The 20015-nt window shown below is 36.3% G+C and carries 34 protein-coding genes; all 34 read left to right on the top strand.

Features of this window, described 5'->3' with window-relative positions; genetic code table 11:
• The first annotated feature begins 134 nt into the window (after nt 1-134).
• The 34 genes from rpsL to eno all read left to right on the top strand — a co-directional run bounded on the left by rpsL (nt 135) and on the right by eno (nt 19825).
• Nucleotides 135-509: a 30S ribosomal protein S12 gene (rpsL, locus tag RLT85_RS12875; protein ID WP_117157697.1), complete on the top strand. Its 375-nt coding sequence runs from the start codon at nt 135-137 to the stop codon at nt 507-509.
• Nucleotides 510-532: 23 nt separating this feature from the next.
• Nucleotides 533-1009 carry a 30S ribosomal protein S7 gene (gene rpsG, locus RLT85_RS12870; RefSeq protein WP_308862596.1) on the top strand — a complete coding sequence of 159 codons (477 nt, stop codon included), beginning with the start codon at nt 533-535 and terminating at the stop codon, nt 1007-1009.
• Nucleotides 1010-1014: 5 nt separating this feature from the next.
• Nucleotides 1015-3123 carry an elongation factor G gene (gene fusA, locus RLT85_RS12865; RefSeq protein ID WP_311402451.1) on the top strand — a complete coding sequence of 703 codons (2109 nt, stop codon included), beginning with the start codon at nt 1015-1017 and terminating at the stop codon, nt 3121-3123.
• A gap of 11 nt (nt 3124-3134) precedes the next feature.
• Nucleotides 3135-3440, top strand: coding sequence for a 30S ribosomal protein S10 (gene rpsJ / locus RLT85_RS12860; RefSeq protein ID WP_111541895.1), 306 nt, complete (start codon nt 3135-3137; stop codon nt 3438-3440).
• A gap of 203 nt (nt 3441-3643) precedes the next feature.
• On the top strand, nt 3644-4258 hold the full coding sequence (gene rplC / locus RLT85_RS12855) for a 50S ribosomal protein L3 (protein ID WP_311402450.1): 615 nt from the start codon (nt 3644-3646) through the stop codon (nt 4256-4258).
• Nucleotides 4258-4887 carry a 50S ribosomal protein L4 gene (gene rplD / locus RLT85_RS12850; protein ID WP_311402449.1) on the top strand — a complete coding sequence of 210 codons (630 nt, stop codon included), beginning with the start codon at nt 4258-4260 and terminating at the stop codon, nt 4885-4887. Before rplC ends, rplD begins: the two co-directional genes overlap by 1 nt.
• Nucleotides 4888-4892: 5 nt before the next feature.
• Nucleotides 4893-5183, top strand: coding sequence for a 50S ribosomal protein L23 (gene rplW / locus RLT85_RS12845; RefSeq protein ID WP_311402448.1), 291 nt, complete (start codon nt 4893-4895; stop codon nt 5181-5183).
• A 10-nt stretch (nt 5184-5193) separates the two neighbouring features.
• Nucleotides 5194-6021: a 50S ribosomal protein L2 gene (gene rplB / locus RLT85_RS12840; protein WP_311402447.1), complete on the top strand. Its 828-nt coding sequence runs from the start codon at nt 5194-5196 to the stop codon at nt 6019-6021.
• Nucleotides 6022-6027: 6 nt separating this feature from the next.
• Nucleotides 6028-6306, top strand: a complete 279-nt coding sequence (gene rpsS, locus RLT85_RS12835; RefSeq protein WP_311402446.1) for a 30S ribosomal protein S19 — start codon at nt 6028-6030, stop codon at nt 6304-6306.
• A gap of 8 nt (nt 6307-6314) precedes the next feature.
• Nucleotides 6315-6722, top strand: coding sequence for a 50S ribosomal protein L22 (gene rplV / locus RLT85_RS12830; protein ID WP_308862604.1), 408 nt, complete (start codon nt 6315-6317; stop codon nt 6720-6722).
• A gap of 8 nt (nt 6723-6730) precedes the next feature.
• Nucleotides 6731-7450, top strand: coding sequence for a 30S ribosomal protein S3 (gene rpsC / locus RLT85_RS12825; protein ID WP_311402445.1), 720 nt, complete (start codon nt 6731-6733; stop codon nt 7448-7450).
• Nucleotides 7451-7468: 18 nt separating this feature from the next.
• Complete coding sequence (gene rplP, locus RLT85_RS12820; RefSeq protein WP_111541887.1) at nt 7469-7888, top strand: 50S ribosomal protein L16; 420 nt, start codon at nt 7469-7471, stop codon at nt 7886-7888.
• Nucleotides 7889-7898: 10 nt separating this feature from the next.
• Nucleotides 7899-8090: a 50S ribosomal protein L29 gene (gene rpmC, locus RLT85_RS12815; RefSeq protein WP_311402444.1), complete on the top strand. Its 192-nt coding sequence runs from the start codon at nt 7899-7901 to the stop codon at nt 8088-8090.
• A gap of 15 nt (nt 8091-8105) precedes the next feature.
• Complete coding sequence (gene rpsQ, locus RLT85_RS12810) at nt 8106-8363, top strand: 30S ribosomal protein S17 (RefSeq protein WP_311402443.1); 258 nt, start codon at nt 8106-8108, stop codon at nt 8361-8363.
• A gap of 2 nt (nt 8364-8365) precedes the next feature.
• Complete coding sequence (gene rplN, locus RLT85_RS12805) at nt 8366-8734, top strand: 50S ribosomal protein L14 (protein ID WP_308862608.1); 369 nt, start codon at nt 8366-8368, stop codon at nt 8732-8734.
• Nucleotides 8735-8744: 10 nt separating this feature from the next.
• A complete protein-coding gene (rplX, locus tag RLT85_RS12800) occupies nt 8745-9056 on the top strand; it encodes a 50S ribosomal protein L24 (protein WP_311402442.1) in 312 nt (103 codons plus the stop codon).
• 2 nt (nt 9057-9058) lie between these two features.
• Nucleotides 9059-9610: a 50S ribosomal protein L5 gene (rplE, locus tag RLT85_RS12795; RefSeq protein ID WP_311402441.1), complete on the top strand. Its 552-nt coding sequence runs from the start codon at nt 9059-9061 to the stop codon at nt 9608-9610.
• Nucleotides 9611-9612: 2 nt separating this feature from the next.
• A complete protein-coding gene (rpsN, locus tag RLT85_RS12790) occupies nt 9613-9882 on the top strand; it encodes a 30S ribosomal protein S14 (protein WP_311402440.1) in 270 nt (89 codons plus the stop codon).
• A gap of 56 nt (nt 9883-9938) precedes the next feature.
• A complete protein-coding gene (gene rpsH, locus RLT85_RS12785) occupies nt 9939-10337 on the top strand; it encodes a 30S ribosomal protein S8 (RefSeq protein ID WP_311402439.1) in 399 nt (132 codons plus the stop codon).
• Nucleotides 10338-10356: 19 nt separating this feature from the next.
• The gene (gene rplF / locus RLT85_RS12780; RefSeq protein ID WP_311402438.1) at nt 10357-10899 is read left to right on the top strand and encodes a 50S ribosomal protein L6; all 543 of its coding nucleotides are present in this window, start codon (nt 10357-10359) and stop codon (nt 10897-10899) included.
• A gap of 10 nt (nt 10900-10909) precedes the next feature.
• Complete coding sequence (gene rplR / locus RLT85_RS12775) at nt 10910-11263, top strand: 50S ribosomal protein L18 (protein WP_311402437.1); 354 nt, start codon at nt 10910-10912, stop codon at nt 11261-11263.
• A gap of 5 nt (nt 11264-11268) precedes the next feature.
• Nucleotides 11269-11793: a 30S ribosomal protein S5 gene (gene rpsE, locus RLT85_RS12770; RefSeq protein ID WP_311402436.1), complete on the top strand. Its 525-nt coding sequence runs from the start codon at nt 11269-11271 to the stop codon at nt 11791-11793.
• A 12-nt stretch (nt 11794-11805) separates the two neighbouring features.
• Nucleotides 11806-11988, top strand: a complete 183-nt coding sequence (gene rpmD, locus RLT85_RS12765) for a 50S ribosomal protein L30 (protein ID WP_308862616.1) — start codon at nt 11806-11808, stop codon at nt 11986-11988.
• 8 nt (nt 11989-11996) lie between these two features.
• Nucleotides 11997-12449 (top strand): 50S ribosomal protein L15, encoded by a 453-nt coding sequence (gene rplO, locus RLT85_RS12760; protein WP_311402435.1) that lies wholly within the window; start codon nt 11997-11999, stop codon nt 12447-12449.
• Nucleotides 12450-12459: 10 nt separating this feature from the next.
• Nucleotides 12460-13797 (top strand): preprotein translocase subunit SecY, encoded by a 1338-nt coding sequence (gene secY / locus RLT85_RS12755; RefSeq protein ID WP_311402434.1) that lies wholly within the window; start codon nt 12460-12462, stop codon nt 13795-13797.
• 3 nt (nt 13798-13800) lie between these two features.
• Nucleotides 13801-14016: a translation initiation factor IF-1 gene (gene infA / locus RLT85_RS12750; RefSeq protein ID WP_311402433.1), complete on the top strand. Its 216-nt coding sequence runs from the start codon at nt 13801-13803 to the stop codon at nt 14014-14016.
• A gap of 111 nt (nt 14017-14127) precedes the next feature.
• Nucleotides 14128-14244: a type B 50S ribosomal protein L36 gene (gene ykgO / locus RLT85_RS12745; RefSeq protein ID WP_010519235.1), complete on the top strand. Its 117-nt coding sequence runs from the start codon at nt 14128-14130 to the stop codon at nt 14242-14244.
• 2 nt (nt 14245-14246) lie between these two features.
• Complete coding sequence (gene rpsM, locus RLT85_RS12740; protein WP_311402432.1) at nt 14247-14621, top strand: 30S ribosomal protein S13; 375 nt, start codon at nt 14247-14249, stop codon at nt 14619-14621.
• 9 nt (nt 14622-14630) lie between these two features.
• A complete protein-coding gene (gene rpsK, locus RLT85_RS12735; protein WP_308862620.1) occupies nt 14631-15014 on the top strand; it encodes a 30S ribosomal protein S11 in 384 nt (127 codons plus the stop codon).
• Between the two features lie 92 nt (nt 15015-15106).
• A complete protein-coding gene (rpsD, locus tag RLT85_RS12730) occupies nt 15107-15712 on the top strand; it encodes a 30S ribosomal protein S4 (RefSeq protein WP_311402431.1) in 606 nt (201 codons plus the stop codon).
• A gap of 22 nt (nt 15713-15734) precedes the next feature.
• Nucleotides 15735-16727: a DNA-directed RNA polymerase subunit alpha gene (locus RLT85_RS12725; RefSeq protein ID WP_311402430.1), complete on the top strand. Its 993-nt coding sequence runs from the start codon at nt 15735-15737 to the stop codon at nt 16725-16727.
• Nucleotides 16728-16792: 65 nt separating this feature from the next.
• The gene (rplQ, locus tag RLT85_RS12720) at nt 16793-17287 is read left to right on the top strand and encodes a 50S ribosomal protein L17 (protein ID WP_311402429.1); all 495 of its coding nucleotides are present in this window, start codon (nt 16793-16795) and stop codon (nt 17285-17287) included.
• A gap of 91 nt (nt 17288-17378) precedes the next feature.
• Complete coding sequence (gene carA / locus RLT85_RS12715; protein WP_311402428.1) at nt 17379-18491, top strand: glutamine-hydrolyzing carbamoyl-phosphate synthase small subunit; 1113 nt, start codon at nt 17379-17381, stop codon at nt 18489-18491.
• A 47-nt stretch (nt 18492-18538) separates the two neighbouring features.
• Complete coding sequence (gene eno, locus RLT85_RS12710; RefSeq protein WP_311402427.1) at nt 18539-19825, top strand: phosphopyruvate hydratase; 1287 nt, start codon at nt 18539-18541, stop codon at nt 19823-19825.
• Nucleotides 19826-20015: the final 190 nt, after the last annotated feature.

The following is a 20015-nucleotide window of genomic DNA, read 5'->3' as shown; positions in this document are numbered from 1 at the left end:
GTACAATTTGCTAAGAATCAAAATCTCACTGAAATTAAATTAATAATTATTTGAATATTTCATATTTATTTCTAAATTTGCAAACCCTAAAAATAGGGGAAATATTTTTTAACATAATTAGTGTAAAAGAAATTATGCCAACAATTTCACAATTAGTACGTAAAGGAAGAACCAAAATAACTAAGAAGAGTAAATCGGCTGCTTTGGATTCGTGCCCACAACGTCGTGGAGTTTGTACGCGTGTTTATACAACTACACCTAAGAAGCCTAACTCGGCGATGCGTAAAGTAGCGAGGGTAAGGTTAACAAACGGTAAGGAAGTTAACGCATACATTCCAGGAGAGGGACACAATCTACAAGAGCACTCGATAGTATTAGTTAGAGGTGGAAGGGTAAAGGATTTACCAGGAGTTAGATACCATATTGTTCGTGGAGCCTTAGATACCGCAGGTGTTGAGGGAAGAACGCAAAGAAGATCTAAATACGGTGCCAAACGCCCTAAGAAGTAATTAACAACTTTTAAAGAGAAGACATGAGAAAAAAACAGGCAAAAAAGAGACCTCTTTTACCAGATCCAAAGTTTAACGATCAGTTAGTGACTCGTTTCGTTAACATGATGATGTGGGATGGTAAGAAATCGGTAGCTTTTAAGATTTTCTACGATGCTATGGCGATTGTAGAGGAGAAAAATCAAGACGAAGAAAAAACTGCTTTAGAGTTGTGGAAAGATGCTTTATCTAACGTTATGCCTCACGTAGAAGTGAGAAGTAGGCGTGTTGGGGGAGCAACATTTCAAATTCCAAATCAAATTAGACCAGACCGAAAAGTATCAACCGCTATGAAGTGGTTAATCTCATTTTCGCGTAAACGTAACGAAAAAGGAATGGCTGCAAAATTAGCTGCTGAAGTTTTAGCTGCGGCTAAAGAAGAAGGTGCTGCGGTTAAGAAAAGAGTAGATACGCATAGAATGGCAGAAGCAAATAAAGCATTCTCACACTTTAGATTCTAGAAACAATGGCACAAAGAGATTTAAAATATACAAGAAATATTGGTATTGCAGCGCATATTGATGCTGGAAAAACAACAACTACGGAACGTATTTTGTTCTACACAGGAGTAAACCATAAGATAGGTGAAACGCATCAAGGTGCGGCTACTATGGACTGGATGGAGCAGGAGCAAGAAAGAGGTATTACAATTACTTCTGCTGCAACACACTGTAAATGGATGTATAAAGATACAGAATTTACAGTAAATATTATCGATACTCCAGGTCACGTTGACTTTACAGTAGAGGTAGAGCGTTCTTTGCGTGTATTGGATGGTGTTGTAGCTTTGTTTAGTGCGGTAGATGGTGTTGAGCCACAGTCTGAAACCGTTTGGAGGCAAGCAGATAAATATAAAGTACCTAGATTAGGATTTGTAAATAAAATGGACCGTCAGGGTGCAGATTTCTTTAACGTGTGTAAGCAAGTTAGAGAAATGCTTGGAGGTAATCCAGTACCATTGCAAGTGCCAATTGGTGATGAATTAGATTTTAAAGGTGTAGTTGATTTGATTTCCAAAAAAGCAATTGTTTGGGATGATGATAACTTCGGGATGACTTATAATGAAATTGAGATTCCTGAAGAACTTTTAGAAGATGTAAATAAATACAGAGCTGAGCTAGTTGAAGCTGTAGCAGAATATGATGAAACCTTAATGGAGAAATTCTTTGAGGATGAAAATTCTATTACAGAAGATGAAATTATTGCAGCTTTAAGAGCGGCAACTATAGATATGTCTATCATACCTATGATGTGTGGTTCTGCTTTTAAAAACAAAGGAGTTCAGGCAATGCTGGATGCAGTAATGCGTTACTTGCCATCTCCATTAGATATCGATGCGATTGTTGGGACTAATCCCGACACTGGTGAAGATGAGTCTCGTAAACCTCACGTAGATTCTCCATTTTCTGCATTGGCATTTAAAATTGCTACCGATCCTTTCGTGGGACGTTTGGCCTTCTTTAGAACCTATTCAGGTTCTTTAGATGCTGGTTCTTATGTTTTGAATAATAGATCTGGTAAGAAAGAAAGAATTTCTAGAATGTACCAAATGCATGCGAATAAGCAAGAGCCTATCGATAGAATTGAGGCTGGGGATATTGGAGCGGCAGTTGGATTTAAAGATATTAAAACGGGAGATACGTTGACCGATTTGGATCATCCTGTGGTTTTAGAATCTATGACTTTTCCAGCGCCAGTAATTGGTATCGCGGTAGAGCCAAAAACTAAAGCAGATGTAGATAAGATGGGGATGGCTTTAGCTAAATTAGCAGAAGAGGATCCAACTTTTGTTGTGAAAACAGATGAGATCTCAGGTCAAACTATTATTTCTGGTATGGGTGAATTGCATATCGAAATTTTAGTGGATCGTTTAAAAAGAGAATTTAAAGTAGAGGTTAACGAAGGTGAGCCTCAAGTAGAGTATAAAGAAGCGGTAACTAAAACTGCACAACATAGAGAAGTTTATAAGAAACAATCTGGGGGTCGTGGTAAATTTGCTGATATTGTATTTGAAATGGGTCCTGTAGATGAAGACTTCGAAGGAACTGGTTTGCAGTTTGTAGATGAAATTAAAGGTGGACGTGTTCCTAAAGAATTTATTCCGTCTGTAGAGAAAGGATTTGCACAAGCAATGAAAAATGGGCCTTTAGCTGGTTTCCAAATGGATTCTTTAAAGGTTGTTTTAAAGGATGGTTCTTTTCACCCTGTAGATTCAGATCAATTATCTTTTGAATTGGCCGCAAAAATGGGTTACAAAGCGGCAGCAAAAGGAGCTGGTGCGATAATTCTTGAGCCAATGATGAAGAATGAGGTAGTTACTCCAGAAGAGAATATGGGGGATATCGTAGGTGACCTTAACAAAAGAAGAGGTCAGGTTAATGATATGTCAGATAGATCTGGTGCAAAAGTAATCAAAGCATTAGTGCCTTTGGCAGAAATGTTTGGTTATGTAACTACGCTAAGAACTTTATCTTCGGGTAGAGCAACTTCTACAATGGAATTTTCTCATTTTGCTGAAACTCCTTCTAGTATTTCAGAAGAAGTAATCAAAGCAGCAAAAGGAACTAACGACTAATATCAAGTAACATGAGTCAGAAAATCAGAATAAAATTAAAATCTTACGATTACAACTTGGTAGATAAATCTGCTGAGAAGATTGTAAAAACAGTAAAAACTACTGGTGCTGTAGTAACGGGTCCAATCCCATTGCCAACACACAAAAAGATATTTACCGTATTGCGTTCTCCGCACGTTAACAAAAAGGCGAGAGAGCAATTTCAACTTAGTTCTTATAAAAGACTATTAGATATCTACTCTTCTTCTTCAAAAACCATTGATGCGTTAATGAAATTGGAGTTGCCAAGTGGTGTGGAAGTAGAGATTAAAGTTTAATCAATTTCTTTGGAAATGTAACCTTATAATCTGAAAAAATTTTTAAGGTTTCTATTTTGGAAAATGGATAAAAAAGTTTTCTGCTAACGTAGAAAGCTACATGTCTGGAGCTTCGAGCGAAGGAAAAACGGAAAGATACATTCAGGATTGGAAGGTATTTTCAATCCTGAATACTTTTAAATAAATAATTTAAATTAATAATTATGTCTGGGTTAATAGGAAAAAAAATCGGTATGACCAGCATTTTTGACGAGAACGGGAAGAACATTCCTTGTACCGTTATTCAAGCTGGACCATGCGTAGTTACCCAAGTCAGAACCAATGAGGTTGACGGGTACGAAGCACTTCAACTTGGTTTCGATGACAAATCAGACAAAGCTTCTACTAAAGCTGCTCAAGGGCACTTTAAGAAAGCTGGTACTGTTGCTAAGCGCAAAGTTGTCGAGTTCCAAGGTTATGCAAGTGAACTTAAATTAGGTGATGAAATCACCGTAGAACATTTTACTGAAGGAGAATTTGTGGATGTAGCAGGTACTTCTAAAGGAAAAGGTTTTCAGGGAGTTGTGAAAAGACACGGCTTTAGAGGATCTACAAGAACTCACGGTCAACAAAGTATGTTGAGAGCACCAGGATCTGTTGGTGCTGCATCGTATCCTGCGAGAATTTTCAAGGGAATGCGTATGGCCGGAAGAATGGGTGGAGAAAAAGTGAAAGTACAAAATCTTAAAGTGTTAAAAGTTGTGGCAGACAAGAATTTACTTGTTGTTAAGGGATGTGTACCTGGTCATAAGAACGCTTACGTAACTATTCAGAAGTAATGAAAGTAGCAGTTGTAGATATTAAAGGAAAAGAAACAGGTAGAGAGGCAAACCTTTCTGATGCTGTTTTCGGAATAGAACCTAATGATCATGCTGTTTATTTAGATGTAAAGCAATTCTTGGCAAATCAAAGACAAGGAACGCATAAAGCTAAAGAACGCGCAGAGATTATTGGAAGTACTAGAAAGATTAAAAAGCAAAAGGGTACTGGTACCGCTAGAGCTGGTAGTATTAAGTCTGGTATTTTTAGAGGTGGAGGTCGTATTTTTGGACCAAGACCAAGAAACTACGGTTTTAAATTAAATAAGAACTTAAAGCGTCTTGCACGTAAATCAGTTCTTAGTCAAAAAGCTAAAAACAACGAAATAGTTGTGGTAGAAGATTTTCAATTTGATGTTCCAAAAACTAAAAATTTAATAGAAGTTTTAAAAGGTATTGGTGCAGAAAGTAAAAAATCTCTAATAATCTTGGGTGGTTCAAATAAAAATGTATATTTGTCATCACGTAATTTAAAAACTTCTGAAGTTATAACTTCCTCTGAGCTAAGTACTTATAAAATACTTAATGCGAAAAAAGTGATAGTTTTGGAAGGTGCGTTAGAAGGAATTGAGTCGAATTTTAGCAAATAAACGTTATGAGTATCTTAATAAAACCTATTATTACAGAAAAAGCAACTAGCGATAGTGAGTTAAACAATCGTTTTGCATTTGTAGTAAATAATAAGTCGAACAAGATTGAAATCAAAGATGCAGTTGAGTCTGCTTATGGCGTTTCAGTTGAAAAAGTTCGCACAATGAATGTCCGTCCTGATCGCAAATCTCGGTATACAAAAACGGGAGTTGTAACTGGTAAAACAAGTGCTTATAAGAAAGCAATTGTACAGGTGGCGGAAGGAGAAACTATAGATTTATATACTAATCTTTAAGAATTAGAGAATGTCGGTTAGAAAGTTAAAACCAATCACTCCTGGTCAGCGTTTTAGAGTAGTTAATGGGTATGACGCCATTAGTACTGATAAGCCGGAGAAGAGCTTGCTCGCTCCGAACAAAAGATCTGGAGGTAGAAACAGTCAAGGAAAAATGACCATGCGCTACATAGGTGGAGGTCATAAAAAGCGCTATCGTATCATCGATTTTAAGAGAGACAAATCAGGGATTCCTGCAACAGTCGCTTCTATAGAATATGATCCGAATAGAACCGCTTTTATTGCGTTATTAAATTATCAAGATGGCGAAAAGCGTTACGTAATCGCACAAAACGGTTTGCAGGTAGGTCAAAACCTAGTGTCAGGAGATGCAGATGTGGCTACTGAAATAGGAAATGCGATGCCTTTAAGCCAAATACCATTAGGTACTATTATTTCTTGTATGGAACTTCGTCCTGGGCAAGGAGCTGTGATGGCGAGGAGTGCAGGTTCTTTTGCTCAATTAATGGCAAGAGAAGGGAAATACGCTACAGTTAAACTTCCTTCTGGTGAAGTTAGAATGATATTAGCAGGTTGTATGGCAACTATTGGAGCTGTTTCTAACAGTGATCATCAGTTGTTAGTGTCTGGTAAGGCTGGTAGAAGTAGATGGTTGGGAAGAAGGCCTAGAACAAGACCGGTTGTGATGAATCCTGTCGATCACCCAATGGGAGGTGGAGAAGGAAAATCTGCTGGAGGTCATCCAAGATCTAGAAAAGGTCTTCCTGCTAAAGGTTTCAGAACTCGTTCTAAAACCAAGTCGAGTAATAAGTATATTGTAGAACGTAGAAAGAAATAATAAGATATGGCACGTTCATTAAAAAAAGGACCTTACGTTCACTATAAATTAGAGAGAAAGGTAACTCAAAATGTTGAGTCTGGTAAGAAATCTGTGATCAAAACTTGGTCTAGGGCTTCTATGATTACTCCAGATTTTGTAGGGCAAACTATAGGAGTTCATAATGGGAAACAATTTGTTCCTGTATATGTAACAGAGAATATGGTAGGTCATAAATTAGGAGAATTTTCACCAACTCGCTCGTATAGAGGACACCAAGGTGCGAAAAATAAAGGTAAAAAATAATTGAAGCTATGGGAGTTCGTAAAAGAGAAAGAGCAGAGCAAATAAAGGAAGCTAAAAAGCAGATAGCTTTTGCAAAACTAAATAACTGCCCTACTTCCCCAAGAAAAATGCGCTTAGTAGCGGATTTAGTAAGGGGTGAAGGTGTAGAAAAAGCGCTTCAAATCTTAAAATTCAATTCTAAAGAAGCTTCTCGTCGATTAGAGAAACTTTTGTTGTCAGCTATAGCTAACTGGCAAGCAAAAAATGAAGATGCGAGTGTTGAAGAGGCAGAGTTGTTTGTAAAAGAAATTCGTGTGGATGGTGGAAGTATGTTGAAAAGACTGCGTCCTGCACCGCAAGGAAGAGCACATAGAATAAGAAAAAGATCGAACCACGTTACATTAGTGTTGGGATCTAAAAATAATACACAAAGCTAAGAAGTAGTATGGGACAAAAAACAAATCCAATCGGAAATAGACTTGGTATCATTCGTGGATGGGAATCTAACTGGTACGGAGGAAATGACTACGGCGATAAATTAGCTGAAGACGATAAGATTAGAAAGTATATCCATGCTCGTCTTTCTAAAGCTAGTGTATCTAGAGTAATTATTGAGCGCACGCTTAAACTTGTAACCGTTACTATCACTACAGCTAGACCTGGTATCATTATTGGGAAAGGTGGACAAGAGGTAGACAAGTTAAAAGAAGAGCTTAAAAAAATTACGGGTAAAGAGGTTCAGGTTAATATTTTTGAAATTAAAAGACCTGAAGTTGATGCCCATCTAGTGGGAGCAAGTATTGCTAGACAAATTGAGAATAGAATCTCATATCGTCGTGCGATAAAGATGGCTATTGCTGCTGCAATGCGTATGAATTCTGAAGGAATCAAAATCCAAATTTCTGGTCGTTTAAACGGGGCAGAGATGGCACGTTCAGAATCATACAAAGATGGACGAATCCCTCTTTCCACATTTAGAGCCGATATTGACTATGCTTTAGTAGAAGCTCACACTACTTACGGTAGGTTGGGTGTTAAAGTATGGATCATGAAAGGTGAGGTTTACGGAAAAAGAGAACTTTCTCCACTTGTTGGATTATCTAAGAAGCAAGGAGGGAAATCTGGATCTGGTCGAGGTGGTAACAAATCACGTCGTAGAAAGTAATTTTTTAAAGCATAAGAAATGTTACAGCCTAAAAGAACAAAATATCGTAAGCAACAAAAAGGACGTATGAAAGGAAATGCCGGTAGAGGGCATAGGCTTTCGAACGGTACCTTCGGAATCAAATCATTAGACTCTAATTTTGTTACTGCGCGCCAAATTGAAGCTGCACGTATTGCAGCCACTCGTTATATGAAGAGGGAAGGATCTTTATGGATCAAAATTTTCCCAGATAAGCCAATTACTAAAAAGCCTCTAGAGGTTCGTATGGGTAAGGGTAAAGGTAACGTAGAGTATTGGGCAGCAGTTGTTAAACCGGGAAGAATTTTATTCGAAATTGGAGGGGTGCCTCAAGCCATTGCAAAAGAAGCATTGCGTTTAGCAGCTCAAAAATTACCGGTGAGAACCAAATTTATTATAGCTAGAGATTATCAAGAATAATTTTTTAATTATGAAACAATCAGAAGTAAAAGAATTATCTGTAGCGGACTTGCACGAGCAAGTAGCTAGCTCTAAACAATCTTATAGAGATTTAAAGATGGCACATGCAATCACGCCTTTAGATAACCCGGCACAGTTGAGAACTGTAAGAAGGACTATCGCGCGTTTGACTACAGAAATCACAAAAAGAGAATTACAATAATTCTGCTGAAGTAAGATGGAAAAAAGAAACTTAAGAAAAGAACGGGTAGGTGTTGTTACTAGTAGCAAAATGGAGAAATCTATTGTTGTTGCTGAAGTAAAAAAGATGAAACATCCCATGTACGGGAAGTACGTCTTGAAGACTAAAAAGTATGTAGCACACGACGAGACAAACGACTGCAACGAAGGAGATACAGTAAGGATCATGGAAACAAGACCTTTGAGTAAATCTAAATGTTGGAGATTAGTAGAAATAATTGAAAGAGCGAAGTAATTATGGTACAACAAGAGTCTAGATTAAAAGTAGCAGACAATACCGGCGCTAAAGAAGTTTTAGCCATTAGAGTATTGGGAGGTACAAAGAAGCGTTACGCTTCTGTTGGAGACAAAATCGTTGTTAGTGTAAAGGAAGCTACTCCTAATGGAAGCATTAAGAAGGGAGCAGTTTCAACAGCAGTTGTTGTTCGTACCAAAAAAGAAGTGCGTAGGGCAGACGGATCATATATTCGTTTTGACGATAATGCTTGTGTCTTATTAAACCCAACGGGAGAGATGAGAGGAACACGTGTTTTTGGACCTGTTGCAAGAGAACTTCGTGATAAACAATTTATGAAGATTGTATCACTGGCACCAGAAGTGCTTTAATACAGAAAAAATGACAAAGCTTAAAATCAAATCAGGAGATACAGTACGTGTAATTGCTGGTGACCATAAAGGTCAAGAAGGAAAAATACACAAGGTATTGATTGAGAAAAATAAAGCAATTGTTGAAGGTGTGAATATGATCTCAAAACATGAGAAACCAAGCGCATCTAATCCGCAAGGAGGCATTGTGAAAAAAGAAGCACCTATACATATATCTAATCTTTCTTTATTAGATAAGGATGGAAACACTACACGTGTTGGATATAAGGTAGAAGGAGAGAAAAAAGTAAGATTTTCAAAAAAATCTAATGAAGTAATTTAGTTATGAGTTACGTACCAAGACTTAAACAAGAGTATAAAGACAAGGTCATTAAAGCTCTTACAGAAGAATTCAGTTACGAAAATGTAATGCAGGTTCCCAAACTTTCTAAGATTGTTCTTAGTAGGGGAGTTGGGGCTGCTGTAGCTGACAAGAAACTTATTGATCACGCTGTAGATGAACTTACTGCGATTTCTGGTCAAAAAGCCGTATCTACTATGTCTAAAAAAGATGTTGCTTCATTTAAATTACGTAAAGGTATGCCAATTGGCGCCAAAGTTACGTTAAGAGGAGAACGCATGTATGAATTTTTAGATCGTTTAATCACAGCTTCACTTCCACGTGTACGTGATTTTAGCGGAATAAAAGCTACTGGATTTGACGGGAGAGGAAATTATAGTTTAGGAGTTACTGAGCAAATAATTTTCCCAGAAATTAATATCGATAAAGTGAACAAAGTTTCAGGAATGGATATTACTTTTGTAACGACCGCAACTACAGATAAAGAAGCGAAATCATTGTTAACTGAACTAGGATTACCTTTTAAAAAGAATTAATTATGGCTAAAGAATCAATGAAAGCCCGTGAGGTGAAGAGAGAAAAAATGGTAAAAAAGTATGCCGAAAAAAGAGCCGCTTTAAAGGAAGCTGGGGATTATGAAGGTTTACAAAAACTACCTGCAAACTCTTCTCCTGTACGTTTACACAACCGTTGTAAATTAACAGGTAGACCAAAAGGCTATATGAGACAGTTTGGTCTTTCTCGTGTTATGTTTAGAGAAATGGCTAATCAAGGATTAATTCCAGGTGTTAAAAAGGCAAGCTGGTAAAATTATAAACAGGTTGCAGGTTCTATTGAGAAAACCACAACCACAAATTTAAGTAAATGAATACAGATCCTATTGCAGATTATTTAACGAGAATTCGAAATGCGGTGGCAGCAAGCCATAGAGTAGTAGAAATTCCGGCTTCTAACTTAAAGAAGCAAATGACAAAGATTTTGTTCGACCAAGGATACATTCTTAGTTACAAGTTTGAGGAGGAAACCGCTCAGGGGACTATCAAAATTGCTCTTAAGTACGATAAAGACACTAAAGAGTCAGTGATTAAGAAATTGAACAGAATAAGTAAACCTGGTTTACGTAAATATGCTGGTGCAGACGAACTTCCTAGAATCTTGAATGGTTTAGGTATTGCTATTGTTTCTACTTCTCACGGAGTAATGACAGGAACGCAAGCTAAGAAAGAGAAAGTTGGAGGCGAAGTACTTTGCTACGTTTACTAAATTTTAAAAGACAAAAATTATGTCAAGAATAGGTAAAAGTCCAGTTGCAATTCCAGAAGGTGTTACGGTAAGCGTAAATGATGGTATGGTAACTGTAAAGGGAAAATTGGGAGAATTAACTCAAGAATTTTCTGATATAGATATTAAAGTGGAAGACGATCAAGTTTTGCTAGAAAGGTTTTCTGAGAAGAAAGACTTTAAATCTAAACACGGTTTGTATAGATCTTTAATCCATAATATGGTAGAAGGTGTATCTAAAGGATTCACTAAAGAATTAGAAATGATAGGAGTAGGATATAGAGCTTCTAATCAAGGACAAAAATTAGATTTGGCTGTTGGTTTTTCACATAATATAGTGATGGATATAGCTCCTGAGGTAACCGTAGAGGCTATTGCTGAAAAAGGTAAGAACCCTATTATTAAATTAACTTCTTTTGACAAGCAGTTAGTTGGTCAGGTAGCGGCGAAAATTCGTTCATTCCGTACTCCAGAACCTTACAAAGGAAAAGGAATTAGGTTTGTAGGTGAACAAGTGAGAAGAAAAGCAGGTAAATCAGCTTAATAAAGGAGTTATGGCATTTTCAAAAGAAAAGAGAAGAGATAAAATCAGAAAAAGAATCCGTAAGAACCTTATGGGTACTGCAAGTAAACCAAGATTATCGGTATACCGAAGCAATAAAGAAATTTATGCGCAGGTGGTAGATGATGTAAGTGGAAAGACTCTTGCAGCGGCTTCTTCTAGAGATAAAGGAATTACAACTGAAGGTACTAAAAATGAAGTATCGGCGGCTGTTGGGAAGTTAATAGCAGATAAAGCAGCAAAAGCTGGGGTAGAAGCTATCACTTTCGATAGAGGTGGATATTTATACCACGGTAGAGTTAAATCATTAGCAGAAGGTGCTCGAGAAGGAGGACTTAAATTCTAAAAGATATGTATCAAGATTATAAAAACGTAGAACTTGTTAAACCAAGTGGCTTAGATTTAAAAGATCGTTTAGTTGGAATACAACGTGTTACTAAGGTAACGAAAGGTGGTAGAGCCTTCGGATTCTCTGCAATTGTTGTTGTAGGAGATGAGAGCGGTGTTGTTGGTCAAGGTTTAGGAAAGTCTAAAGAAGTAGCAGAAGCAATCTCGAAAGCGGTTGAGGACGCTAAAAAGAATTTAGTTCGTATTCCTTTAGATAAAGGAACACTTCCACACGAGCAAAAAGGTAAATATGGCGGTGCTAGAGTTTTATTACTTCCAGCAGCAGCAGGTACTGGAGTTATTGCAGGTGGAGCTATACGTGCGGTATTGGAATCTGTAGGAGTACAAGATGTACTTTCTAAAAACCAAGGTTCTTCTAACCCTCATAACGTGGTAAAAGCAACATTTGACGCATTATTACAATTAAGAAGTGCGGCAACTGTAGCGAAGCAACGTGGGATATCATTAGATAAGGTTTTTAACGGATAATTCAAGGATAAAATGGGAAAGATAAAAGTAACTAAAGTAAAAAGTGCTATTAATCGTACCAAGAGTCAAAAGCTAACATTAGAAGCTTTAGGTTTAAAGAAAATTGGACAAACAGTAGAACATAACGACACGTCTAATATCCTTGGAATGATAAATAAAGTTAATCATTTAGTTTCTGTAGAAGAAGCAAAATAAACGAACACATGGAATTATACAACTTAAAACCTGCAACAGGTTCAGTTAGAAATAACAGTAAACGAATAGGTCGTGGAGAAGGTTCTGGAAAAGGAGGAACATCTACACGTGGTCACAAAGGGGCTAAATCTCGTTCTGGATATTCTAAGAAAATAGGTTTTGAAGGAGGGCAAATGCCACTTCAAAGGAGAGTTCCAAAATTTGGTTTTACCAATATTAATAGAAAAGAGTATCAAGGAATTAACTTAGATACACTTCAGAAATTAGTAGACGATGGACAAATAACAGATTCTGTCGATTTTGAAACTCTTGTTGAAAACCGTTTGGCAAGAAAAAACGAGTTAGTTAAAATATTAGGTAGAGGCGAGCTTAAGGCGAAATTAAAAATTTCTGCACATAAGTTCACTGCAACTGCTCAAAAGGCTGTTGAAGCTGCAGGAGGAGAAGCTATAACCTTATAACAAGTTTAGAATGAAATTTTTTGAAACAATAAAAAACATTTGGAAGATAGAAGAGCTCAAAAATCGTATCATGATTACTTTTGGGCTTTTGCTTGTCTATCGTTTTGGTACGCAGGTAGTTCTTCCAGGAGTCGACGCGACTCAATTAGCAGATTTAGCCAACCAAACAGATGGTGGTTTACTAGGTTTACTTAATGCCTTTACAGGAGGAGCATTTTCTAATGCTTCTATTTTTGCCTTGGGTATTATGCCTTATATCTCTGCTTCTATTGTGGTGCAGTTAATGGGAATAGCAGTTCCTTATTTGCAAAAGTTGCAAAAAGAAGGAGAAAGTGGTAGAAAGAAGATTAATCAAATTACAAGATGGCTTACCATAGCGATCACTTTGGTTCAAGGTCCTGGTTATATTTATAACCTATATGCTACTTTACCAGATTCTGCTTTCTTGTTAGGAGACTCACTAAGTTTTGTTGTTTCGTCAGTTATCATCTTAACCACAGGGTGTATTTTTGCAATGTGGCTTGGAGAACGTATTACAGATAAAGGTATTGGGAACGGTATTTCTTTATTAATTATGGTGGGTATTATTGCTACCCTTCCTCAAGCATTCTTACAAGAAATACAATCTCGTGTAACCGAATCTAATGGTGGTCTAATTATGATCTTAATTGAATTGGCTATTTGGTTTGCTATTATTCTCGCATCTGTGATGCTGGTAATGGCAGTAAGACAAATACCTGTACAATATGCGCGTAGAAATTCCACTGGAGGTTATGAGAAGAATATATTTGGTGGTGCAAGACAATTTATCCCATTAAAGTTAAACGCATCAGGTGTAATGCCAATCATTTTTGCACAGGCAATTATGTTTATTCCTGCGGCTGTGGCTGGATTATCAGATTCAGAAATGGCACAAGGAGTAACTGCAGCATTTAATAATATGTTTGGGTTCTGGTATAACTTAGTCTTTGCGTTGTTGATTATTATTTTCACATATTTCTACACGGCAATTACGGTTCCTACCAATAAAATGGCTGATGACTTAAAACGTAGTGGAGGGTTTATCCCGGGAATAAGACCAGGAACCGAAACCGGAGAGTATTTGGATCGTATTATGTCTCAAATAACTTTACCAGGTTCTATATTTTTGGCCTTAATTGCTATTTTTCCTGCAATAGTTGTCTCTTTGGGCGTACAGCAAGGATGGGCATTATTCTTTGGAGGGACATCTCTTTTAATTATGGTAGGGGTTGCGATTGATACAATTCAACAAGTAAATTCCTATTTGTTAAATAGACACTATGACGGTTTAATGAAATCTGGAAAAAATAGAAAATCAGTAGCTTAAATTATGGCAAAACAACCATCAATTGAACAAGACGGAAGTATAGTAGAAGCATTATCTAATGCTATGTTTCGTGTAGAATTAGAAAATGGTCATATTGTGACTGCGCATATCTCAGGTAAAATGCGAATGCATTATATTAAATTACTACCAGGGGATAAGGTGAAATTGGAAATGAGTCCTTATGATTTAACTAAGGCTCGAATAACCTATAGATACTAAATGACCGATATAGTGGTTATTAATATTTTTTTTATTACTTTTGCGTGCTGAAAAAAATATAAGTAATCCTTTTCAAGTAAATAGATTACTAATCGGATAAAATTAAAATAGATGAAAGTAAGAGCATCCATAAAAAAAAGAAGTGCCGACTGCAAGATTGTTCGCAGGAAGGGTAGACTTTACGTTATTAACAAAAAGAATCCTAGATTTAAACAAAGACAAGGCTAATTATGGCAAGAATAGCAGGTGTTGATATACCGAAACAAAAGCGAGGAGTTATAGCATTAACCTATATCTTCGGAGTTGGCAAAAGTAGAGCTCAAGAAGTCCTTAAGAATGCCAAAGTAGACGAAAGTACAAAAGTTTCAGATTGGACTGATGAAGAGATCGGAAGGATTCGTGAAGCTATTGGTACTTATACAATTGAAGGTGAATTACGTTCTGAAGTTCAGTTAAACATAAAGCGTTTAATGGATATCGGTTGTTATAGAGGAATTAGACATAGAGTAGGTTTACCGCTTAGAGGTCAGCGTACAAAAAATAACTCTAGAACACGTAAAGGAAAAAGAAAAACAGTTGCGAACAAGAAAAAAGCAACTAAATAATAAGTAACCATGGCAAAGTCAACAAATAAAAAACGTAAAGTAATCGTTGAGTCTTTTGGAGAAGCACATATTTCGGCTTCATTCAATAACATCATCGTTTCTTTAACTAATAAGGGTGGTGATGTAATTGCTTGGTCTTCAGCAGGAAAAATGGGCTTTAGAGGAAGTAAGAAAAATACTCCTTACGCTGCTCAATTAGCTGCAGAAGATGCAACAAAAGTAGCACACGAAGCTGGACTTAGAAAAGTAAAAGTATATGTGAAAGGACCTGGTAATGGTAGAGAATCTGCTATAAGATCATTGCATAATGCAGGGATTGAAGTAACAGAGATTATCGATATTACACCAATTCCTCACAACGGGTGTCGTCCTCCTAAGAGACGTAGAGTATAATAATAAAAGTATAAACAAGAGGGAGACTACGATTATCGAAGGATTAAAAGTAAGACCTTAATTCATAATCACCTTCTAAAAAGAATAAATATATGGCAAGATATACTGGTCCAAAAACTAAAATAGCTCGAAAGTTTGGTGAAGCTATTTTTGGAGATGATAAATCTTTTGAAAAAAGAAATTATCCTCCAGGTCAACACGGTAATAATAGACGTCGTGGAAAAAAATCTGAATATGCTATCCAGTTAATGGAAAAGCAAAAAGCAAAATATACCTACGGTATATTGGAGCGTCAATTTAGAGGTATGTTTAAAAAAGCAAATGCAGCTCAAGGGATTACTGGAGAGGTGTTGTTGCAATTGTGTGAATCTCGTTTAGACAACGTAGTATTTAGAATGGGAATTTCTCCTTCTAGAAACGGAGCTAGACAATTGGTTTCTCATAGACATATTACTGTAAATAATGAACGTGTAAATATTCCTTCTTATCAGTTAAAAGCTGGAGATGTAGTAGGAGTGAGAGAGAAATCTAAATCGCTAACAGCTATTCAGTCTTCATTAGAAAACTCTAGTGCAGTATATGAGTGGATTACTTGGAATGGTGAAAAGAAAGAAGGTACATTTGTTTCTGTTCCTTCACGTATTCAGATTCCAGTAACTATAAATGAACAACTCATCGTCGAATTGTATTCGAAATAATTTAATTGACAGAACTCAAAATATGGCCATACTAAATTTTCAGAAGCCCGATAAAGTTATCATGATCGATTCAACCGAGTTTGAAGGGAAATTTGAATTTCGTCCTTTAGAACCGGGTTACGGATTAACAGTTGGTAACGCTTTAAGGAGAGTACTGTTATCCTCTCTTGAAGGATTCGCAATTACTTCTCTACGTATAGAAGGTGTAGATCACGAATTTTCTACCATTTCTGGAGTTGTAGAAGACGTTACAGAAATTATTTTGAATTTGAAACAAGTGCGTTTCAAAAGGCAAATAGAAGATATTGATAACGAAAGTGTTACGATCTCTTTATCTGGTAAAGATCAAATTACAGCTGGAGATTTTCAGAAGTTTATTTCTGGATTTCAAGTATTAAACCCAGATTTGGTACTTTGTAACTTGGAGAAAAGTGTGAACCTTAATATAGAACTTACTATCGATAAAGGTAGAGGTTATGTTCCTGCAGAAGAGAATAAAAAAGGTAATGCGCCTTTAGGAACAATTTATACAGACTCTATTTATACGCCTATAAAGAACGTTAAATATAGTATTGAAAACTTTCGTGTAGAGCAGAAAACAGATTACGAAAAATTAGTTTTCGAAATCAGTACAGATGGTTCTATACATCCTAAAGATGCCTTAACGGAAGCTGCGAAGATTTTAATTCACCACTTTATGTTATTCTCGGATGAGAGAATTACGCTAGAAGCAGATGAAATCGCTCAGACGGAAACCTATGACGAAGAATCTTTACATATGCGTCAATTGCTTAAGACAAAACTGGTAGATTTAGATCTATCTGTAAGAGCGCTTAACTGTTTGAAGGCTGCAGAAGTAGACACCTTAGGAGACTTAGTATCTTATAATAAAAATGACTTGATGAAGTTCCGTAACTTCGGAAAGAAATCTTTAACAGAGCTAGAAGAACTGGTGAACGTTAAAGGTCTTAATTTCGGAATGGATCTTTCAAAATACAAATTAGATAAAGATTAATACGTCATATTTTGCTCCTCATCTTAATGAGTTTGGTAGCAAGATGATGATTAAATAAAAATGTCATGAGACACGGAAAAAAAATAAATCATTTAGGTAGAAAAACTGCGCATCGTAAAGCAATGCTTGCAAATATGGCAGCTTCTTTAATTGAGCATAAACGCATTAATACTACGGTAGCAAAAGCGAAAGCTTTAAAGCAATTTGTAGAGCCTTTAGTGACAAAATCAAAAGAAGATACTACGCATAACAGAAGACTTGTCTTTTCAAAATTGCGTGATAAGTATGCTGTTTCAGAATTGTTTAGAGAAGTAGCACCTAAAGTAGGAGATAGACCAGGAGGATATACACGTATTATTAAATTAGGTAATCGTCTTGGAGATAATGCAGATATGGCACTTATCGAATTGGTAGACTTTAATGAAATTTACAATGTTTCAGGAACTACTAAGAAGAAATCTTCTACACGTCGTAGTAGACGTGGAAAATCTTCAGCAAAAGCTACTGAAGCTAATGCAGAGACTACAAAAAAAGAAGATTCATCTAAAGAAGAAGAGTAAGATGATTCTTAAATAAATATTTTAAAAAGGATAAGCTCTAGTAGTTTATCCTTTTTTTTTAACCTTTTTATTCATATCAATACTATACACAATGAAGTATCAAATTCGTAAAAAAGCGTTGTTATTATTAGAAGACGGCACTATTTTTTGGGGTAAAGTAATAGGAAATCAAGAAGGAAGTGCTTTTGGAGAGGTTTGTTTTAATACTGGGATGACCGGCTATCAAGAGATTTTCACAGACCCATCTTATTACGGTCAACTCATGGTGGCCACCAATGCACATATTGGTAATTATGGTACCCAAACCGAAGAAGTAGAGTCTGATGGAATAAAAATTTCTGGCTTAATTTGTAAAAACTTTAGCTACAATTATTCAAGGTCAAAGGCAGATTTAAGTCTAAGAGAGTTTTTAGAAATCAACAAGTTACTCGCAATTTCAGATGTAGATACGAGAGCTTTAGTAGCGTACATTAGAGATCACGGAGCTATGAATGCTGTGATAAGCACAAAGATAGATGCTATTGATGCGCTTAAGGAAGAACTTGCCAGTAAACCTCATATGGATGGTTTAGAGTTGGCTTCTAAAGTTTCTACGACTCAACCTTACTTTATAGGAGAAGAGCGTGCCAAATATAAAATTGCGGCCTTGGATGTTGGTATTAAAAAGAACATTTTAAGAAACTTGGCTAGTAGAGATTGCTACATCAAAGTATTTCCCTACAATGCTACCTACGAGCAAATGAATAAATTTAATCCAGATGGATTTTTTCTTTCTAATGGTCCAGGGGATCCAGAGCCTCTTTCAGAAGCGATTGAACTAGCTAAAAATATCATAAAAGAGGATAAACCTTTATTTGGTATTTGTCTAGGACATCAAATTATTGCGATAGCAAATGGAGTTTCTACTTATAAAATGCATAACGGACATAGAGGAATAAATCATCCTGTAAAGAACCTAGTTACCGGAAAAGGTGAAATTACTTCTCAAAATCATGGTTTTACTGTGAATAAAGAAGAACTGGAAACAAATGAAAATCTAGAAATCACACACATTCATCTTAATGATGAGACAGTGGCGGGATTAAAAATGAAGAATAAAAACTGTTTCTCGGTTCAATACCATCCAGAAGCTAGTCCAGGGCCACATGATGCTTCGTATTTATTCGATCAATTTATAGAAAATATCAATCAGTCTAAAGCTTAGATTATTCTAAGAAAATATTATTTTGTAGACGAAAAATAATAAATTATATGAGCTTAATTATACAAATCCATGCCAGGCAAATCTTTGACTCTCGTGGTAACCCAACTGTAGAAGTAGATGTAATCACAGAAAACGGAATTTTGGGAAGAGCAGCAGTTCCCTCTGGAGCTTCAACAGGAGAACACGAAGCTGTAGAGCTTAGAGATGGCGGCAAAAATTATCAAGGAAAAGGAGTTTTAAAAGCCGTTGAGCATGTAAATGTAGATATTGCCAATCATTTGATGGGACACTCGGTATTTGAACAAGCAGCCATAGATCAAATGATGATCGATTTAGATGGAACTCCCAATAAATCAAAATTAGGAGCCAATGCGATTTTAGGCGTTTCTCTTGCAGTAGCAAAAGCTGCGGCGAATGAGCTTGGATTGCCGTTATATCGTTATGTAGGCGGTGTAAGCGCAAAAACGCTTCCCGTTCCTATGATGAATATTATTAATGGAGGTTCTCATAGTGACGCACCTATCGCTTTTCAGGAATTTATGATTATGCCTGTTTTAGCCGAAACCTTTACGGAAGCTTTACAAATGGGAACAGAGATTTTTCATCAGCTAAAAAAGGTTTTACACGATAGAAATTTAAGTACTGCAGTAGGAGATGAAGGTGGGTTTGCACCAACACTTAAGGGAACAGAAGATGCTTTAGATAGTATTAAATTGGCGGTAGAAAACGCAGGTTATTCTTTTGGTACAGAAATTATGTTGGCTTTAGATTGCGCTGCCGCGGAATTCTACGAAGACGGAAACTATAATTACAAGAAATTTGAAGGAGACTCAGGAAAGGTGAGAAGTAGTGAAGAGCAAGCGGAGTATTTGACTGAATTAAGTCAAAATTATCCTATTCTTTCTATTGAAGATGGAATGGATGAAAACGACTGGGAAGGCTGGAAAATACTAACCGAAAAGATTGGAGATAAAGTACAATTAGTAGGTGATGATTTATTCGTCACCAATGTAGAACGATTAGGAAAGGGAATTAAAGAAAATATCGCCAATTCCATACTTATTAAAGTGAATCAAATAGGTACTTTAACCGAAACCATTGCTGCCGTTAATATGGCGCATAATGCAGGCTTTACTTCGGTAATGTCTCACCGTTCTGGAGAAACTGAAGACAATACCATTGCAGATTTAGCTGTAGCTTTAAACACGGGTCAAATTAAAACTGGCTCTGCTTCACGAAGTGATCGTATGGCCAAATACAACCAATTATTACGTATTGAAGAAGAATTAGGGGCTGTTGCGTATTACCCCAAAAGGGCGGCTTTTAAAATCTAATTCAGCGTGCAAAATCAGTTAAAAAAAAAGCTTCACTTTATCGTAAAGCTTTTTTATTTGCAAAATAAATTGACTTAAGAATAAATTAACAGCAATACAGGCTCTTTGAGCAAATTTACAAGAGCATTTATTTAACAATTAAATGTATTTTTTGTAAATTAGCAGAACTTAAAATAAAAAAATAGATCAG

It is taken from the genome of Mesonia ostreae (genome assembly GCF_031845265.1).
Lineage (GTDB): Bacteria > Bacteroidota > Bacteroidia > Flavobacteriales > Flavobacteriaceae > Mesonia > Mesonia ostreae.
Note: the sequence above shows the minus strand (reverse complement) of the source record. Positions and strands in the feature narration are given on the sequence as shown.

Bases quoted from the DNA above. Each gene is read 5' to 3' on its own strand.
- rplX (WP_311402442.1), top strand. From the start codon at position 8,745: ATGACAAAGCTTAAAATCAAATCAGGAGATACAGTACGTGTAATTGCT.
- RLT85_RS12725 (WP_311402430.1), top strand. From the start codon at position 15,735: ATGGCCATACTAAATTTTCAGAAGCCCGATAAAGTTATCATGATCGAT.
- rplO (WP_311402435.1), top strand. From the start codon at position 11,997: ATGGAATTATACAACTTAAAACCTGCAACAGGTTCAGTTAGAAATAAC.
- rpsQ (WP_311402443.1), top strand. From the start codon at position 8,106: ATGGAAAAAAGAAACTTAAGAAAAGAACGGGTAGGTGTTGTTACTAGT.
- rpmD (WP_308862616.1), top strand. From the start codon at position 11,806: ATGGGAAAGATAAAAGTAACTAAAGTAAAAAGTGCTATTAATCGTACC.
- secY (WP_311402434.1), top strand. From the start codon at position 12,460: ATGAAATTTTTTGAAACAATAAAAAACATTTGGAAGATAGAAGAGCTC.
- carA (WP_311402428.1), top strand. From the start codon at position 17,379: ATGAAGTATCAAATTCGTAAAAAAGCGTTGTTATTATTAGAAGACGGC.
- rpsH (WP_311402439.1), top strand. From the start codon at position 9,939: ATGAATACAGATCCTATTGCAGATTATTTAACGAGAATTCGAAATGCG.
- rpsC (WP_311402445.1), top strand. From the start codon at position 6,731: ATGGGACAAAAAACAAATCCAATCGGAAATAGACTTGGTATCATTCGT.
- rpsD (WP_311402431.1), top strand. From the start codon at position 15,107: ATGGCAAGATATACTGGTCCAAAAACTAAAATAGCTCGAAAGTTTGGT.
- rplB (WP_311402447.1), top strand. From the start codon at position 5,194: ATGTCGGTTAGAAAGTTAAAACCAATCACTCCTGGTCAGCGTTTTAGA.
- infA (WP_311402433.1), top strand. From the start codon at position 13,801: ATGGCAAAACAACCATCAATTGAACAAGACGGAAGTATAGTAGAAGCA.
- rplE (WP_311402441.1), top strand. From the start codon at position 9,059: ATGAGTTACGTACCAAGACTTAAACAAGAGTATAAAGACAAGGTCATT.
- rpsS (WP_311402446.1), top strand. From the start codon at position 6,028: ATGGCACGTTCATTAAAAAAAGGACCTTACGTTCACTATAAATTAGAG.
- rpsM (WP_311402432.1), top strand. From the start codon at position 14,247: ATGGCAAGAATAGCAGGTGTTGATATACCGAAACAAAAGCGAGGAGTT.
- rplP (WP_111541887.1), top strand. From the start codon at position 7,469: ATGTTACAGCCTAAAAGAACAAAATATCGTAAGCAACAAAAAGGACGT.
- rplQ (WP_311402429.1), top strand. From the start codon at position 16,793: ATGAGACACGGAAAAAAAATAAATCATTTAGGTAGAAAAACTGCGCAT.
- fusA (WP_311402451.1), top strand. From the start codon at position 1,015: ATGGCACAAAGAGATTTAAAATATACAAGAAATATTGGTATTGCAGCG.
- rplN (WP_308862608.1), top strand. From the start codon at position 8,366: ATGGTACAACAAGAGTCTAGATTAAAAGTAGCAGACAATACCGGCGCT.
- rpsK (WP_308862620.1), top strand. From the start codon at position 14,631: ATGGCAAAGTCAACAAATAAAAAACGTAAAGTAATCGTTGAGTCTTTT.
- rpmC (WP_311402444.1), top strand. From the start codon at position 7,899: ATGAAACAATCAGAAGTAAAAGAATTATCTGTAGCGGACTTGCACGAG.
- rplW (WP_311402448.1), top strand. From the start codon at position 4,893: ATGAGTATCTTAATAAAACCTATTATTACAGAAAAAGCAACTAGCGAT.
- rplD (WP_311402449.1), top strand. From the start codon at position 4,258: ATGAAAGTAGCAGTTGTAGATATTAAAGGAAAAGAAACAGGTAGAGAG.
- ykgO (WP_010519235.1), top strand. From the start codon at position 14,128: ATGAAAGTAAGAGCATCCATAAAAAAAAGAAGTGCCGACTGCAAGATT.
- rpsG (WP_308862596.1), top strand. From the start codon at position 533: ATGAGAAAAAAACAGGCAAAAAAGAGACCTCTTTTACCAGATCCAAAG.
- eno (WP_311402427.1), top strand. From the start codon at position 18,539: ATGAGCTTAATTATACAAATCCATGCCAGGCAAATCTTTGACTCTCGT.
- rplV (WP_308862604.1), top strand. From the start codon at position 6,315: ATGGGAGTTCGTAAAAGAGAAAGAGCAGAGCAAATAAAGGAAGCTAAA.
- rplR (WP_311402437.1), top strand. From the start codon at position 10,910: ATGGCATTTTCAAAAGAAAAGAGAAGAGATAAAATCAGAAAAAGAATC.
- rplC (WP_311402450.1), top strand. From the start codon at position 3,644: ATGTCTGGGTTAATAGGAAAAAAAATCGGTATGACCAGCATTTTTGAC.
- rplF (WP_311402438.1), top strand. From the start codon at position 10,357: ATGTCAAGAATAGGTAAAAGTCCAGTTGCAATTCCAGAAGGTGTTACG.
- rpsL (WP_117157697.1), top strand. From the start codon at position 135: ATGCCAACAATTTCACAATTAGTACGTAAAGGAAGAACCAAAATAACT.
- rpsJ (WP_111541895.1), top strand. From the start codon at position 3,135: ATGAGTCAGAAAATCAGAATAAAATTAAAATCTTACGATTACAACTTG.
- rpsN (WP_311402440.1), top strand. From the start codon at position 9,613: ATGGCTAAAGAATCAATGAAAGCCCGTGAGGTGAAGAGAGAAAAAATG.
- rpsE (WP_311402436.1), top strand. From the start codon at position 11,269: ATGTATCAAGATTATAAAAACGTAGAACTTGTTAAACCAAGTGGCTTA.